Origin of the sequence: Xanthomonas campestris pv. asclepiadis, from assembly GCF_020784175.1 — a bacterium.
Lineage (GTDB): Bacteria > Pseudomonadota > Gammaproteobacteria > Xanthomonadales > Xanthomonadaceae > Xanthomonas > Xanthomonas campestris_D.
The window spans coordinates 26,249-42,493 of record NZ_JAJGQM010000042.1; the positions used below are offsets into that span (position 1 = coordinate 26,249).

Genomic DNA, 16,245 nt, shown 5'->3' on the forward strand with positions numbered 1-16,245 from the left:
CGTACTGTCGTATGGCGATCAGCGCGCGTGTCGCGGGGCGTGGCCACCGTCGTCTTCTGCCAACAGCTGACGCAGCTGGGCGGCCGAGGCGCGCTGCATCGGTTTTTCGTCCAGCTGCGACAACGGCGCCTGGCGCAGGGCGTCGTACGGCAGCACGGTCAGGTCGAAGGTCAGGTCCTCGGCACTGAACAACCACACCGGGAACTCGGCAGTCCGCTCGCGGTCCAGGCGCAGCCGGCGCGTCCGCAATTCGGCAGGGATGCGGTGTTCTTCCAGAAACCGCTGCACGGCATCGGCATCGTCGCTGTGCAGCTGCAATTGCACCGGGGCATTGGCATCGGCCGTGCCATCGAGCACCGGGCCGGTCAGGCGCGGCTGGAACCGGCTGAGAAACTCCAGCGCGCGCAAGGCGGCTTCGCGGCGCTGGCGCAGCCGCAGCCCGTGCGCAGGTCCGGCAAACAGGCTTTGATGTTCGCGCAGTGCATCTTCGATCTCGCGATTGCGCGGTAGCGATGCGTCGTCGTGGATGCCCAGCCGGCTGGCTGCCTTGAGCTTGGCCTGATGGAAATCGCGGATGCCACCTTCGGCCATCAGTCGGGCTGCTTCATGCGCCAGACGGTGGCGACGTTCTCGGGTTCGCGTATCGGCGTGTTCGCGCGCGTGATGCATGACCGGGCTCCCCTCATGAACCTGGTTCGACTCTACAACAGCGGCATGACGGCGTGGCGAAAGTCACACGGCGCAGGCCCGACGGACAGTGTCCGATCACAGCAACCACGCCATGGCATGCGTTGCACCATCGCTACCGCTACGTGTCGAACCCAGGGAATCGGCCGGCCTGCGCCGTTCCGATTCCCCATTCCCAAATCCCGGCACTCAGAAAATATCGAACGCCTTCTCGTCCTGCTGCTCCTGCAGGCCGTAGTCGTAATCCTGCAGGCGATCCAGGTCCTCGTTCTTCACCCATTCCACCGCGCCATTGATGGTGGCCTGGGTCATGCCGTCGGGCGGGTCGTTGGCGGCGATCGGCTTGTCCTTCAAGGCCACGCGCATGTAGTCGATCCAGATCGGCAGTGCGGCCTTGCCGCCGTACTCGCGATAGCCCAGCGAACGGAAGTCGTCGCGGCCCACCCATACCGTAGTGGCGTAGGGGCCGCCGAAACCGGAGAACCAGGCGTCACGGTGATCATTGGTCGAGCCGGTCTTGCCGCCGACGTCCTCGCGCCCCAGTACCTTGGCTGCGGTGCCGGTGCCGCGCTGAACCACGTCGCGCATCATCGACACCAGCTGGTAGGCAGTGCGCTCGTCGATGGCGCGCGGCGCGATCTTGGTTTCGACAGTGGCCGCCGGGGCGGTCTCCGCTGGCGTGGCCGGCGTCGCCGTGGTGGGCTCGATCGACTTGGGCAGCGCCGGGGCGCCGAAGTTGAAACCGTCCACCACCTGGCTTACCGGTGCGACATTGCCGCCCTGCAACGCGCAGGTACGGCAGGCCACTGCCGGCACTTCCTTGAAGACGACATTGCCGTCGCGGTCCTTGACCTCGTCCACGATCCAGGTGTCCACACGCGAACCGCCGTTGGCGAACACCGCATAGCCACGCGCGACCGACAATGGCGTCAGCGACGCGGTACCCAGTGACATCGACAGATTGGGCGGCAGCTCGGCTTCCTGGAAGCCGAACTGGCTGATGTATTTACGTGCGAAATCCACGCTGATCGCGTCCAGCAAGCGGACCGACACCAGGTTGCGCGATTGCACCAAGGCCTCGCGCAGCCGCATCGGGCCGCGGAAGCCGCCGCCGTCGTTCTGCGGCGACCAGGTCTTGCCGCGACGGTCGCGGAACACGACCGGCGCATCGAGCACGATCGAGGCGGGATTGAAGCCCTTTTCGAACGCAGCCGCATACACGAACGGCTTGAAGCTCGAGCCCGGCTGGCGGCGCGCCTGGGTGGCACGGTTGAACTTGTTGCCGGCAAAGCTGAAACCGCCGACCAGCGCGCGCAGCGCGCCGCTATTGGCGTCCAGCGAGACCAGTGCGGCCTGGCCGCGCGGCAACTGGTCGATGATCCATTCGCCGTCTTTCTCGCCGGCGCGGATGCGGGTCAGGTCGCCGCGCGTCAGCAACTTGGCCGGCGTCTTGTTGGTCCAGCGGCTGGCGCTGGCCGGCAAGGTCAGCTCGGTCTTGTCACTCTGCACGATGGTCACGCCGCCGTCGGCATTAGTGCGCGCCACGATCACCGCGCGCAGGCCGCCCTGGGTGAATACGCCCGACAGATGCTTGGCCAGTGCCGCTGCATCCGCATCGGCGGCGACATCGAAATGCTGCTCCACGCCATGCCAGCCATGCCGGTGGTCGTACAGGCGCAGGCCTTCGGCAACCGCCGCATCAGCGCCGGTCTGCAGGGTGGCATCGATGGTGGTGGTGACGTGGTAACCCTTGTTGAGCACATCGCCGCCGTACTTGGCGATCATTTCCTGACGTACCAGCTCGGCCACGTACGGGGCGTAGACCTCGACCGGTGGCTCGTGCGGCTTTGCGTGCATCGGCACCGCCTTGGCGGCATCGGCTTCAGCCTGGCTGACAAAGCCCAGGTCGGCCATGCGTTGCAGCACGTAGTAATCGCGACGTTCCTGCGCACGCTCCGGGTTGCTGATCGGGTTGCCGCTGGACGGGAACTTGGGGATGCCGGCCAGCGAGGCTATCTCGTCCAGGCTCAGTTCGCTCATCTTCTTGCCGTAGTAGTACTCGGCCGCTGCACCCACGCCGTAGGCGCGGTTGCCGAAGAAGCTCTTGTTGAGATACAGCTCGAAGATCTCGTCCTTGCTCAGCTCACTTTCGATCTTGCGCGCCAGCAGGATCTCGGCGAGCTTGCGGGTGTAGCTGTACTCGGAACTGAGGAAGAATTGCCGCGCCACCTGCTGGGTGATGGTCGAACCACCCGGCACCCGCTTGGCGTCGGTGCTGGTCAGCAGCCACACCGCGCGGGCGATGCCCTTGTAATCCACGCCGCCGTGCTCGTAGAAGCGCGCATCCTCGGTCGCCAGGAAGGCCTGCTTCAGGCGCAGCGGCACGTCCTTCATCTGGATGGGGTAGCGCCGGGTCTCGCCATAGACGGCCATCAGGCGACCGTCGCTGGAATAGACGTACATCGGCTCCTGCAGCTCGACCTGCTTGAGCGACTGCACGTCCGGCAACTTGGAGGAAACGGCGTAATACAGGCCGCCGGCAGCAATAGCGCCAAGCAGGGCGAGCACTACGAACGCGGCCAGGATCCAGCCCAGCCAACGACGAATACGGGGCATGTTAAAAGAGATTCCGATTGCAGATTTCTTGGTCACAGAGTATAGATGACGCCGGGTTTGGCTGGGGCCGAACTCTGGGGATCGCAGCAGACAGCGCTGGGGATCACGTCGCGGGGCCATTGCCTTGCGCGTGAAGGGCTTGTCAACTGTTAAAATTTGATTATTAATACGAGGGCGCAGACAGCGTCCAAGTGCCCATCGGCAGGGGAGTTTCCGTGGGGCTTCTACCCAAGAGTCAGTCGCCACTTATCGGTGTCGATATCAGTTCCACTGCGGTCAAGCTCTTGCAGCTGTCGCGCAGCGGGAACCGCTTCCGCGTGGAACATTACGCGGTAGAACCGTTGCCGCCGAATGCGGTCGTGGAAAAGAACATCGTCGAAGTGGAGGCGGTGGGCGAAGCCATTCGTCGCGCCGTCAACCGTTCCGGCAGCAAGGCCAAGAATGCCGCAGCGGCAGTGGCCGGGTCGGCGGTGATCACCAAGTTGATCCCGATGCCGGCCGATCTGGACGACAGCGATCTGGAAGCCCAGGTCGAACTGGAGGCCACCAATTACATCCCGTACCCGATCGAGGAAGTGAATCTCGACTTCGAGGTGCTCGGCCCGATGCCCAACAGCCCGGACATGGTCCAGGTGCTGCTGGCCGCCTCGCGTTCGGAAAATGTGGAACTGCGCCAGTCTGCGCTGGAACTGGGTGGCCTGACCGCCAAGGTCATGGACGTGGAGGCCTTCGCGGTCGAAAACGCCTTCGCGCTGGTCGCCAGCGAGCTGCCAGTGGCTGCCGATGGGGTGGTTGCGCTGGTGGACATCGGCGCGACCATGACCACGTTGAGCGTGCTGCGTGCCGGTCGCAGTCTGTATAGCCGCGAGCAGGTCTTCGGCGGCAAGCAGCTCACCGACGAGGTGATGCGCCGGTACGGGCTGACCTACGAAGAAGCCGGCCTGGCCAAGCGTCAGGGCGGTTTGCCGGAAAGCTACGAGGTTGAAGTGCTGGAGCCGTTCAAGGAGGCGACGGTGCAGCAGATCAGCCGTTTGCTGCAGTTCTTCTACGCGGGCAGCGAATTCAATCGCGTCGACTGCATCGTGCTGGCCGGTGGTTGCGCGGCGCTGTCGCGCCTGCCGGAAATGGTGGAAGAGCAGCTCGGCGTGACCACCGTGGTCGCCAACCCGCTTGCGCAGATGACGCTGGGCCCGAAGGTCCAGGCCCATGCGCTGGCGCTGGATGCACCTGCATTGATGATTGCCACCGGCCTGGCCCTGAGGAGCTTTGACTGATGGCAAGAATCAATCTATTGCCCTGGCGCGCCGAGCGCCGGAAGGCGCGCGAGCGTGAGTTCTATTCGATGCTGGGCTTTGCCGCGTTGGGCGGGGTGCTGCTGTCTGGATTGATCTGGTTCTACTACGACGTGCAGATCAGCGGCCAGACCGAGCGCAATGCGTTCCTGACTACCGAAATCGACAAGGTCAAGGCGCAGAACGAAGAGATCAAGGAACTCGACAAGAAAAAGGACCGTCTGCTCGCCCGCAAGAAGGTGATCGAGGAACTGCAGGCCAATCGCTCGCAGATGGTGCATCTGTTCGATTCGCTGGTGCGCACCATTCCCGATGGCGTGGCCTTGACCAACATCAAGCAGGACGGCGATATCCTGACCCTGGAAGGTCGCTCGCAGTCCAATGCGCGCGTCAGTGCCTACATGCGCAACCTGGAAGGTTCGGGCTGGATGACCAATCCGGACCTGTCGATCATCGAGGCCAAGAGCCAGGACAAGACCGGGCAGCCTGCTGCATCGTCGATGGATACCAAGACGCTGCCGTACGTGTTCACGCTCAAGGTCAAGCTGGCCAATCCGAACGAGGCTGACAAGAACGGCACCGCGCCGGTCGATGCGCAAGCGCCGGGTGCAACGCCGGCCGGGACGTCACCTGCGGGCGCGCCAGCGGCGACACCCGCAGCGCCTGCGCCTGCGACGCCGCCGGCCGCTGCGCCTGCACCTGTGCAGCCAGCGTCGGCGCCAGCCAATCGGCCGCAGGAGGGGGCGGCGTCATGAGTAAGAAAGCATTCAAGCTCAGCGATCTGGATTTCAACAACATCGGCGGCTGGCCGCAGCAGGCGCGCATCGTGTTCTGCGTGGTGGTCGGCCTGTTCATCATGGTGCTGGCCTGGTTCCTGTTGATCAGCGGCAAGCGTGATGAACTCGAAGCCCTGGAAGGCACCGAAACGCAGCTGCGCACCGAGTTCGAGACCCAGCAGGGACGTGCGGTGAATCTGGAGCCGCTCAAGCAGCAGCTCGCGCAGATGGAGCAGGTGCTGCAGCAGATGCTGCGCCAGTTGCCCAGCAAGACCGAAATGCCGGACCTGATCATCGACATCTCGCAGACCGCGCTGTCCAGCGGCCTGTCCAACGAGTTGTTCCAGCCGGGCCCGGAGTCGCCGAAGGAGTTCTACGCCGAAAAGCCGATCGCCCTGCGCATGGTGGGCAGTTACCACCAGTTCGGTGCCTTCGTCAGCGGTGTGGCGTCGCTGCCGCGCGTGGTGATCCTGACCATGCACGACATCAACCTCAAGCCGAAGGACCCCAAGGCCGGCATCACGCCGCGCGGGGCGCTGGAACTGTCCGGCACGGTCAAGACCTATCGTTATCTGGACGATGAGGAAATGGCCGAGCAGGAGAAGGCTGCGGCCGACGCTGCAAAGAAGGGCGGCCAATGACCATGAGACTGCTCAAGATCCTGTCCTGCGTGGCGCTAATGGCTGTATTGCCGGCGTGTACGCGCGGTGTGACCAGCACACCGGGCGATGCGCCGAACCTGGAAGCCTGGGTTGCCGAAGTGCGCGCACGTCCGGCGCCGCCGTTGGAGCCATTGCCGGTGATGCAGCAGTTCGAGACGTTCGAATATGCGGCGCAGTCGATGCGCGACCCGTTCAGCGATGCCTGGGTCAGTGCCGAAGGCGGCAATGGCACGCGTCCGGACCCGAACCGGCGCAAGGAGCCGTTGGAAGCCTACCCGCTCGACGCCCTCGACATGGTGGGGACCATTGGCGGCGGCGCGGGCCTGGTCGCCCTGGTCATGGCACCGGACAAGGTGACCTACCGGGTACGGCCGGGTGTGTATCTTGGACAGAGCGATGGCCGGGTCACCGGGGTCTACGAAGACCGCATCGAGCTGATTGAACTTGTGCCGGACGGTGCGGGTGGATGGCTTGAACGGCCGGCCGCGCTCGCGCTGGATGATCAATAAAGTGATAGGGGATAGCACGATGACGTTTTCCAATGCCCAGCGGCTGCGTCCGGTTCGACGCCACGTGGCACTTCGGGCCTGCGCGTTGGGGTTCGCGCTGGCGCTGGCGAGTGGTGGCGCGGTCGCGGCGGCGGCACTGAAGCAGCCCGCGCAGGATCCGGCCAAGACCGCTCCGGCGAGCCTGGCGGTGTCCAAGATCGATTTCAAACGGGGCGAGGATGGCACGGGTCGTCTGATCCTGCAGTTCGACGGCCAGGGCGCCAGCCCGGATCTGCGGACGCAGGGCGACAACGTGCTGGTCGACATCAGCAACGCGCGGTTGCCTGCCGAACTGCAGCGCCCGCTCAACGTCACCGACTTCGCAACCCCGGTGCAGCGTGTCGAGGTCAAGCCGTCCGGTTCGGGTTCGCAGCTGGTGCTGTCGACCAAGGGCGCGTTCGATTCGCTGGCCTACCAGACCGGCAACGAATACGTGGTCGAAATCACTCCGCGCAAGGGCCAGCCCGCGGTCGGGGGCGTCAGCGCCGCAGCTGTCAGCCAGGCCGCTGCGCAGATCGCTGCGCGCGGTTACAGCGGCCGCCCGGTGACGTTCAACTTCCAGGACGTACCGGTACGCACCGTGCTGCAGCTGATCGCCGAGGAATCCAACCTCAACATCGTCGCCTCCGACACCGTGCAGGGCAACGTCACGCTGCGGCTGATGAATGTGCCGTGGGACCAGGCGCTGGACATCGTGCTGCGCGCCAAGGGCCTGGACAAGCGTCGCGACGGCGGTGTGGTATGGGTCGCCCCGCAGCCGGAGCTGGCCAAGTTCGAGCAGGACAAGGAAGACGCCCGCATCGCGATCGAAAACCGCGAGGATCTGATCACCGATTACGTGCAGATCAATTATCACAACGCAGCAGTGATCTTCAAGGCGCTGACGGAGGCCAAGGGGATTGGTGGCGGCGGTGGTGGTCAGGGCGGTGGCGGCGGTGCTGGGCAACAAGACAACGGGTTTTTGTCGCCGCGTGGTCGTCTGGTTGCTGATGAGCGCACCAATACGTTGATGATCAGCGATATTCCGAAGAAGGTCGCGCAGATGCGCGAGCTGATCTCGCATATCGATCGCCCGGTGGATCAGGTGTTGATCGAGAGCCGTATTGTGATCGCGACGGACACGTTTGCGCGCGACCTTGGTGCGCGATTCGGAGTCACCGGTGCAACGGGGCGGGGTATCTTGAGTGGCTCGCTGGAAAGTAACGTCAATTACCTCAACACCTCTGCACAATCTCGTTTGGAACAAGCCAACGGCGGTACGGTCACGACGCTGCCGGCGCATCTGTTTCCCTCTGGTCTGAATGTTGATCTGGGAGCTGGCGGCTTCACGAACAGTGGTGCGGCTGGACTCGCCTATACGCTGTTAGGCTCGAACTTCAACCTGGATATCGAGCTGTCGGCGATGCAGGAAGAAGGCCGAGGCGAAGTCGTTTCCAATCCGCGCATCGTGACTGCCAATCAGCGCGAAGGCGTCATCAAGCAGGGCCGCGAGATCGGTTACGTCACAATCAGCGGTGCGGGTGTTGCAGGCGGTGGGTCACAGGCTAACGTACAGTTCAAGGAGGTCCTGCTTGAGCTGAAAGTGACGCCAACCATTACCAATGACAATCGCGTCTTTCTCAATATGAACGTCAAGAAGGACGAAGTCGCCCGTTTCATTACCTTGCCGCAGTACGGCACGGTGCCGGAAATCAATCGTCGTGAAGTCAATACGGCGGTTCTGGTGGCAGATGGTGAAACGGTGGTGATCGGTGGCGTTTACGAATTTACTGATCGGGAAAGCGTTTCGAAGGTTCCATTTTTGGGAGACATCCCGTTCCTGGGCAATTTGTTCAAGAAGCGTGGGCGTAGCAAGGAAAAAGCCGAGCTACTGGTCTTTGTAACTCCCAAGGTATTGCGGGTCGCAAACGCAGCGCGGTAAACGCGCTGGAGACTATGGATGCAAAGGAAGGCCGCGAAAGCGGCCTTCTTCTTTTTGTCATGTGTGCTCCGGATTAAAGGCGTGGTGAAACCATGTCCTTCCCCAACGGGAAGGCTTGCGGAGTGCCGCAGGGGCCGGCCATCCGCGGTGTGGCCGGCAGCATGACCCTGGTCACTCACTGAACATCTTCCTGGCAGGCAGTGAACCAATCGCGCTCGAATCGGTCACACTGGGCCTATGAACGCACCGCCACTGTTGCCCCCAGAAGCCGCTGCCGCGCCCGCCGAGGACCGGTTGCATCGTCAATTCACCTTGCTGCGCGAGTCGCTGACACAGCGCATCGTGGGCCAGTCTGCGCTGGTCGAACGCTTGCTGATCGCCTTGCTGGCCGATGGTCATTTGCTTGTCGAGGGCGCGCCCGGTCTGGCCAAGACCACCGCGATCCGTTCCTTGGCCTCGCGGCTTGAAGCGGATTTCGCGCGGGTGCAGTTCACCCCGGATCTGCTGCCTTCCGATCTGACCGGCACCGAGATCTGGCGGCCGCAGGACAGCCGGTTCGAGTTCATGCCCGGGCCGATCTTCCATCCGATCCTGCTGGCCGACGAGATCAATCGTGCACCGGCCAAGGTGCAGTCGGCGCTGCTGGAAGCGATGGGCGAGCGCCAGGTCACCGTCGGGCGGCACACCTACGCGTTGCCGCAGCTGTTCCTGGTGATGGCCACGCAGAACCCGATCGAGCAGGAGGGCACGTTCCCGTTGCCCGAGGCGCAGCTGGATCGCTTCCTGATGCATGTGCGTATCGGCTATCCGCAGGCCGATGCCGAGGCCGAGATCCTGCGTCTGGCACGTGAAGCCGCGCGCGATACCCTGGAAAAGCACGAGACGGTGCCCGACAAGATTCCGCTGGAAGATGTCTTTGCTGCGCGACGTGTCGTGCTGGACGTGCATCTGGCGCCGCAGCTGGAGCGCTATCTGATCGAGATCGTGCTCGCGTCGCGCGATGCCCAGCGTTATGACCCGGCATTGGCGCGGCGGATTGCCTGGGGCGCAAGCCCGCGTGGGTCGATTGCGCTGGAGCGCTGCGCACGTGCGCGTGCATGGCTGGCCGGGCGCGATTACGTGACCCCGGACGATATCCGCGCAATCGCCCCGGACGTGCTGCGTCATCGCGTGCTGCCCAGCTACGAAGCCACCGCCGAAGGCTGGGATGGCGAACGTCTGGTCGCCGCCCTGCTGGAAAAGATTCCGCTGCCCTGATCGGGTAGCGTGTCGCCGAGGTATGCCGTCCTCTGAACAGAATCCGATGTCTTCGATGCCATCTTCTTCCCCTGTCACCGCGCCGTCGTCGATCGCCGGCGATGGACTGTGGCCGACGCTGGCGGAGCTGATCGCGCTGCGCGGCACCACGATCCATCGCGGGCAGCCAGGGCGTGGCCGCCATGGACTGGTCGGGCCGGTGCCCGCGGCAACGCGCGGGCGCGGAATGGAATACGCCGAGTCGCGCGAGTACGTGGCTGGCGACGATGCGCGGCACATCGATTGGCGCGTCACCGCGCGTACCGGGCGCGCGCACACCAAATTGTTCCAGGCCGAGCGCGAACGCTTGAGCCTGATTGTGGCCGATACCGCGCCGGCGCTCTTCTTCGGTACGCGGGTGCGCTACAAATCGGTGCAGGCCGCCCGTGCCGGCGCGGTCGCGGCGTGGCTGGCGCAGCGGGAGGGCGACCGGATCGCCGCGCTGCGTGGCACTGCCAGCGAGGCGCCGATTGCACCGCGCTCGGGGCAACGCGGCGTGTTGCCGGTGCTGGATGCCTTGGCGCGCTGGTATGCCCAGCCACCGTCCGGCGACGCGGGCCTGGAGGTGGCACTGGACCATGCCGCGCGGCTGCTGCGCCCGGGCGCGCGGCTGACCGTGCTGGCCGATGCGCGCAGCGCCAGCAGGATTTCTGCCACGCGCTGGTCGGGGCTGGCCTTGCATCACGAGGTGGTGGTGATCGTGCTGGTCGACCCCCTGGAACTGGCGCCACCGGCCCACGCACTGAGCTTCGATGTGCGTGGCGAGCGCATTGCGATCGATCTGTCCACGCAGGCCGGACGGGCGCGCTGGCAGGCCGAATTCGTGGCGCCGCTGGAGCAGTTGACCTCGGTCTTGCAGGCACGCGGCGTGCGCCTGCACCGCCTGTCTACCGACGATGCCAGCGATGCCTGGCTGGGCGGCGGCGCTGCCGCGCGGAGCCTGTGACGATGGCACCGCAATCGCTGCCGCTGCGCGATGTCCATCTGCCGCCGTCACCGTCGTGGTGGCCGCTGGCGCCGGGCTGGTGGCTGGTGATTGCGGCGGTGATGCTGGTGCTTGGGACGGTCGGCTGGTGGTGGTGGCGCCGCCGTCAGCAGCAGCGTCTGTGGCTGGCGGCATTCGATGCCGAACTGCAGCGCGCAACGACTCCCGCACAGCGCCTGGCAGCGTTGTCGGTGTTGTTGCGACGCGCAGCGCGCAGCGTCGATGCGCAGGCCGACCGGCTGCAGAGCGAGGCATGGCTGCAGTTTCTGGACGGGCGCAAAAGCAAGATGCAGGCCTTTTCGCAGGGACCGGGGCGCGCGCTGCTGGACGGCGGCTTTCAACGTGCGCCGGCGGTGACCGATCTGGATGCGGTGCAGGCGCTGGCGCGGCAGCGGTTTCTGAGTCTGATGCGAGGCCGGCGATGAACTGGCTGCAATGGTCGCAATGGCAGGATGCGCTGGCGCACTGCGCATGGCCGTGGGCATGGTGGTTGATGCCGTTGCCGTTGCTGATGTGGTTCTGGCCGCAGCGCCGTGCCGATACGGCGGCGCTGCGTGTGCCTTACGCCGATCAACTGCATGCGGTTGCGCAGGCAAACAGTACACCGGCACTGCGGGTGCCGCGCTGGCTTGCCTGGTTGGGCTGGTTTTTCCTGTGCGCGGCGCTCGCGCGCCCGCAGCAATTGGGCGATGTGATCCAGCCGCCGCGCGAGGCACGCCAGATGATGCTGGCGGTGGATCTGTCCGGCAGCATGAGCGAGCCGGACATGGTGCTCGGTGGCAAGGTGGTGGACCGCCTGACGGCGGCCAAGGCGGTGTTGTCGGACTTTCTGGATCGTCGCGACGGCGATCGGGTCGGCTTGCTGGTGTTCGGTCAGCGCGCCTACGCGTTGACGCCGTTGACCGCCGACCTGACCTCCGTGCGCGACCAGTTGGCCGACAGCGTGGTCGGACTGGCCGGGCGCGAAACCGCGATCGGCGATGCGATCGCGTTGTCGGTCAAACGGCTGCGCGAGCAGAAGCAGGGCCAGCGCGTGGTGGTGTTGCTCACCGATGGCGTCAACACCGCCGGCGTGCTCAATCCGCTCAAGGCCGCCGAGCTTGCCAAGGCCGAAGGCGTGCGCGTGCATACGATCGCCTTCGGCGGCAACGGCGGCTATTCGTTGTTCGGCGTGCCGATTCCGGCCACGGGCAACGACGATATCGACGAAGACGGCTTGCGCAAGATCGCCGCGCAAACCGGTGGACGCTTTTTCCGTGCCCGCGATACCGAAGAACTGGCCGGCATCTATGCCGAACTGGATCGGCTGGAGCCGGTCAAGGCGCTCGGCCCCTCGGTGCAGCCGCGCGTGGAACGCTATTACTGGCCGTTGGGCGCTGCCATCGTGATTGCGCTGCTGGCCTATGTGTTGCCGCGGAGATGGCGATGAACGCGCTGACCGAACTCGCAGGCTGGCTGCAGTCGCTGCATCTGCTGCGCCCGGGGTTGCTGTGGGCGCTACTGGCGATCGTGCCGGCGGCAGTGCTGTGGCAGTTGCGTCGACGCGCTGCGGACGTGTGGCGGCAAAGCGTGGATGCGCATCTGTTGCCGACCTTGCTGGTGTCCGGCAGTCGGCGTGGATGGCTGGGATTCGTACTGGCTGCGCTGACCTATGCGCTGGCGGTGCTGGCGATGACCGGGCCGAGCTGGCGGCAGACCGAGCGGCCGGTGTATCACTCCAGCATGCCGCTGGTGGTGGCGCTGGACCTGTCCTCCAGCATCACCGCCAACGACCTGCCGCCATCGCGTCTGCTGCAGGCGCGGGCCAAGTTGGCCACGTTGTTACGCAAGCGGGCCGGAGGCGAAGTCGCATTGCTGGTCTATGCGGGCGAGAGTTTCACCGTTGCGCCGTTGACCGAAGACACCGCCAACGTGGCGTTGTTTCTGGATGCGCTGTCGCCATCGGTGATGCCGGTGGACGGCAAGCGCGCCGATGCGGCGATCGACGCGGCCACGCAGTTGCTGCTGCAGGCGGGCTTCAAGCAAGGCGACATCCTGCTGGTCAGCGACAGCGCCGATCGTGCGGCCGGAAGTTCCGCACGGCTGGCGCGCTCACGTGGATTCAGCGTGTCCGCGCTCGGCGTGGGGAGCGCGCGCGGCGCGGCCTATCGCACCACGACCGGTGAGATTGCGCAGACAAAACTGGATGAAGGCAGCCTGCGTGATCTTGCCGGGCAGGGCGGTGGTCGCTATGCGCGCATCACCGCCGACGATGCGGACCTGCGTGCGCTGGGCGTGCTCGACCCGGCGCAACAGCCGCTGACCGATGAAACCGCCGAATCCACTGGCGGCAAGACCTGGCTGGACGAGGGCTACTGGCTGCTGCTGCCGGTGATGCTGTTGGCACTGCTGGCGTTCCGGCGGCGTACGGTTGTGGCAGCACTTGCCTTGGTGTGCGTGTTGCCGTTGGCCCAGCCCGCGCATGCTGCCGACGGCACCTTGTGGCAACGCGCCGACCAGGTGCAGCAGCAACGTCTGGATGCCGGCGTGCAGGCCTATCGCAAGGGCGATTTCGCCGCGGCACAAAAAGCCTTCGAAAATGTGCCCACCGATGAGGGGCTGTACAACCTCGGCAATGCGCTGGCCAGGCAGGGCCAGTACGACGAAGCGATTGCAGCTTACGACCGGGCGCTCAAGCAACATCCGGAGCAGCCCGACGCCATTGCCAATCGTGCGGCGGTGGATGCGGCGCGCAAGCGTCAGCAGCAGAACAACAAGGAGGGTAAAGGCAAGGACGGCAAAGGCCAGTCCAAGGACCAGAAGCAATCCGGTCAGAACAGCGCCGGCCAGAATCAGTCCGGACAGAACAAGCAGAACGATCCAAAGCCCGGCCAGGACGGACAAGGCAGGCAGGATGCGCAAGGCAAACAGGACGGCAAGGACCAGCCGTCTGCGCAGACGCCGCAGGACGCAGCCTCGCAGAACCAGCAGTCCAAAAACGGCCAGGGCGAGCAGAGCAAGCAGGACGCAGCGCCGCAATCGGCCGACGCCAAGGCGCAGCAGCAGGCCGATGCCGCGCAGCGGCAAAAGATGCAGCAGGCGATGGCGCAGGCTGGCGACAAGAGCGCCGATGCAAACGGCAAGCAGGCCGCTGCGGCAACGGCGAACGAAACGCCGGAGCAACGCGAGCAACGTCAGGCAGTGGATGCCTGGTTGCGGCGGGTGCCGGACGATCCGGGCAGCTTGCTGCGCACCAAATTCAGGCTGGAACACGAACGCAGGCAACGGGACGGACGATGATCGGCACACACCATTTGCGCCGCGCGGCGATCGGCATGTTGACCGGCGTGATGCTGCTCACCTGTGCACCGGTGGGTGCCGTCACGCGCGCGTGGCTGGACCGCGACAGTGCCAATGCCGGCGACGTGGTGATGTTGAATATCGAAACCGATCAACGCGGTGTCGATCCGGATTACACGCCATTGCGCAATGACTTCGCGCTGGGAGCCAAGAGCGCCAATCAGCAGATGCAGGTGACCAATGGGTCGGTGACGGTGCGCGCACTGTTCGGTGTGGTGCTGACGCCGCGCAAGAGCGGCGAGCTGATCGTGCCGGCGATCCGCGTCGGTAACGAGCGCACCGAACCGTTGCGGTTGCAGGTGGGCGCTTCGGCAAGCGATGCCGGCAGCAGCGCGCCCGGCGCAGCAGCTGCGGCGCAAGGCAATGAAGATGCCTTTGTCCAGACGCAGGTGGACGATCCGCAGCCCTATGTGCAGCAAAGTGTGGGCGTGGTGGTGCGGCTGTATTTCGCCACGCAGCTAGCGTCCGGTGAGCTGGATCTGGAAGCGCCCGATGGTGCATCGCTGCAGCGCATCGGCGATGACGTCAGTTCGGTCAAGGTGCTCAACAACCGTCAATATAACGTGGTCGAACGACGTTACCTGCTGGTGCCCGAGCGCAGCGGTCGCCTGGTGTTGCCGTCGGCGCGCTTCAACGGTCGGTCGGTCGGTGGCTTCTTCGACGACTACTTCGGTCGCGGCAATGGCGAGCTGAGCGCGCGCAGCGCCAGCATCCCGCTGCAGGTACGCGCACAACCGGCCAATGCGCCGCAGCCGTGGTTGCCGCTGCGCAGCCTGCAGTTGCGGTATACGACCACGCCGCAGCGCGCCACCGCCGGCGAAGCGGCGCAGATCGTGGTGGAGGCCAGCGCACGCGGTGCCACCCAGGCGCAATTCCCGGAATTGCCGACCCCGAGCGTGCCCGACGCGCAGGTGTTCGCCGAGCCGCCGCAGTACGAAGAACGCTTCGTGGATGGTTCGCCGCAGCTGCGGCTGACCCGCCGCTATTCGATCGTGCCCAACCGCGCCGGCCCGCTGGTGGTGCCCGGCTTGCAGGTGGCGTGGTGGGATGTGGGCGCGGGGGCAGCCAAGACCGCTGCGTTGCCGGACCTTACGCTGGATGTGGCGGCAGGCAGCGGTGCGTTTGCGGCGCCCGCGCCCGCGCCAACGGCTGCAGCCAGTCCATCACCGGATAACGCTGCGCCAACCGCTGCGGCCGGCACGCTGAGTCTGCAGCAGGCTGCGGCCACGCAACGGCCATGGGGCTGGATCGCTGCGGCGATCGGTTTTGCGCTGCTGTGGATTGCCACCCTGGTCTGGGCGTTGTCACGGCGTCGCGGTGGTTCGCACGGCGCGCCGGTGCTCAACCCCAGCGATGCAGCTGCGCCCGGCCGGCGTGCGACCCACGGTGTGGCCGAATTGCGACGCGCGCTCGACACCGGCGGCATGGACGACGTGGCCGCAGTGCTATGTGGCATGGCCGGCGTTGCCGACATCGACAGCGTGCTGGCCGCGCTGAGCGACCCGGCGCAGCGCGCGGCGGTGGCGCAGATGCAGCGTGCCCGCTGGGGCGGCGATGGTGACGTGACCAGTGCACGTTCGGCATTGCGCGAGGCCTTCGCCAAAGGTCCGCGTTGGCGGCACGCCACCGCTGCGGAGCCGGAAGTATTGGCGCCGCTGTATCCGCCGGTGCCTTGATCGGTGTCGCTGCATCGTTAGCGGCAGGCAGGTCCTGGATAGCCAGCGTGCTGCGCCTCGTTTTGACGCGCTGACTGCGGTTCTTTAGCTGTGCTACTTAAAGCAAGGCGTTTTTCAAGGCACGGCGTTGGGTCTGCGGCCTGGCTGCATTGCCCTTGACCGCCCACCATCGCGGGACACGCTGCAAGTAAGTCCTTGTAAGCTCTTACGCGGCATCCATGCCGCGTAAGGTCCCGCGACGGCGGGCGGGCAAGGACCAGTCGAGATGGTCGGTGTGCATGGCTAAGAGCAGTGCTGGATGCGCCTTGTTCCACCATGAAGCATCGGCTCCACGTCCGGTGCACACCGCACGAGAGACAGCTTTTCAGATGAGCGCCGACCAACTGTCTGGTGCGGTGTCCTCGCCGGTTGCGGGACCGTGTGGCGGCATGGATGCCGCCACCGAGC

At 65.3% G+C, this 16,245-nt stretch carries 13 protein-coding genes; 11 read left to right on the plus strand and 2 right to left on the minus strand.

From position 1 onward, the window contains the following. Window positions 1–18: 18 nt before the first annotated feature. Together LL972_RS16725 and LL972_RS16730 are read right to left on the minus strand one after the other, a co-directional pair. On the minus strand, window positions 19–669 hold the full coding sequence (locus LL972_RS16725; RefSeq protein WP_228328545.1) for a hypothetical protein: 651 nt from the start codon (window positions 667–669) through the stop codon (window positions 19–21). A gap of 207 nt (window positions 670–876) precedes the next feature. Beyond that, window positions 877–3,303 carry a penicillin-binding protein 1A gene (locus tag LL972_RS16730; RefSeq protein WP_228328546.1) on the minus strand — a complete coding sequence of 809 codons (2,427 nt, stop codon included), beginning with the start codon at window positions 3,301–3,303 and terminating at the stop codon, window positions 877–879. Window positions 3,304–3,518: 215 nt separating this feature from the next. Here LL972_RS16730 and LL972_RS16735 point away from each other — a divergent pair, with 215 nt between their 5' ends. From LL972_RS16735 to LL972_RS16785, 11 genes are all read left to right on the plus strand, one after another. After that, window positions 3,519–4,577: a pilus assembly protein PilM gene (locus LL972_RS16735; RefSeq protein ID WP_343236566.1), complete on the plus strand. Its 1,059-nt coding sequence runs from the start codon at window positions 3,519–3,521 to the stop codon at window positions 4,575–4,577. Continuing rightward, window positions 4,577–5,350: a PilN domain-containing protein gene (locus tag LL972_RS16740; protein ID WP_228328548.1), complete on the plus strand. Its 774-nt coding sequence runs from the start codon at window positions 4,577–4,579 to the stop codon at window positions 5,348–5,350. Before LL972_RS16735 ends, LL972_RS16740 begins: the two co-directional genes overlap by 1 nt. Further along, window positions 5,347–6,012: a type 4a pilus biogenesis protein PilO gene (locus LL972_RS16745; RefSeq protein ID WP_228328549.1), complete on the plus strand. Its 666-nt coding sequence runs from the start codon at window positions 5,347–5,349 to the stop codon at window positions 6,010–6,012. The genes LL972_RS16740 and LL972_RS16745 overlap by 4 nt, the downstream gene beginning before the upstream one ends. Continuing rightward, complete coding sequence (locus LL972_RS16750; RefSeq protein ID WP_104584778.1) at window positions 6,009–6,542, plus strand: pilus assembly protein PilP; 534 nt, start codon at window positions 6,009–6,011, stop codon at window positions 6,540–6,542. The genes LL972_RS16745 and LL972_RS16750 overlap by 4 nt, the downstream gene beginning before the upstream one ends. 19 nt (window positions 6,543–6,561) lie before the next feature. Further along, window positions 6,562–8,502: a type IV pilus secretin PilQ gene (locus tag LL972_RS16755; RefSeq protein ID WP_228328550.1), complete on the plus strand. Its 1,941-nt coding sequence runs from the start codon at window positions 6,562–6,564 to the stop codon at window positions 8,500–8,502. A 237-nt stretch (window positions 8,503–8,739) separates the two neighbouring features. After that, window positions 8,740–9,759 (plus strand): AAA family ATPase, encoded by a 1,020-nt coding sequence (locus LL972_RS16760; protein ID WP_228328551.1) that lies wholly within the window; start codon window positions 8,740–8,742, stop codon window positions 9,757–9,759. 22 nt (window positions 9,760–9,781) lie between these two features. After that, window positions 9,782–10,744 (plus strand): DUF58 domain-containing protein, encoded by a 963-nt coding sequence (locus tag LL972_RS16765; RefSeq protein ID WP_228328552.1) that lies wholly within the window; start codon window positions 9,782–9,784, stop codon window positions 10,742–10,744. A gap of 2 nt (window positions 10,745–10,746) precedes the next feature. After that, a complete protein-coding gene (locus LL972_RS16770; RefSeq protein WP_228328553.1) occupies window positions 10,747–11,208 on the plus strand; it encodes a DUF4381 domain-containing protein in 462 nt (153 codons plus the stop codon). Next, entirely contained in the window at window positions 11,205–12,212 is a 1,008-nt protein-coding gene (locus tag LL972_RS16775; protein WP_228328554.1) for a vWA domain-containing protein, read from the plus strand. Before LL972_RS16770 ends, LL972_RS16775 begins: the two co-directional genes overlap by 4 nt. Next, the gene (locus LL972_RS16780) at window positions 12,209–14,062 is read left to right on the plus strand and encodes a tetratricopeptide repeat protein (RefSeq protein ID WP_228328555.1); all 1,854 of its coding nucleotides are present in this window, start codon (window positions 12,209–12,211) and stop codon (window positions 14,060–14,062) included. Before LL972_RS16775 ends, LL972_RS16780 begins: the two co-directional genes overlap by 4 nt. Continuing rightward, window positions 14,059–15,798: a BatD family protein gene (locus LL972_RS16785; RefSeq protein WP_228328556.1), complete on the plus strand. Its 1,740-nt coding sequence runs from the start codon at window positions 14,059–14,061 to the stop codon at window positions 15,796–15,798. The genes LL972_RS16780 and LL972_RS16785 overlap by 4 nt, the downstream gene beginning before the upstream one ends. Window positions 15,799–16,245 lie beyond the last annotated feature (447 nt).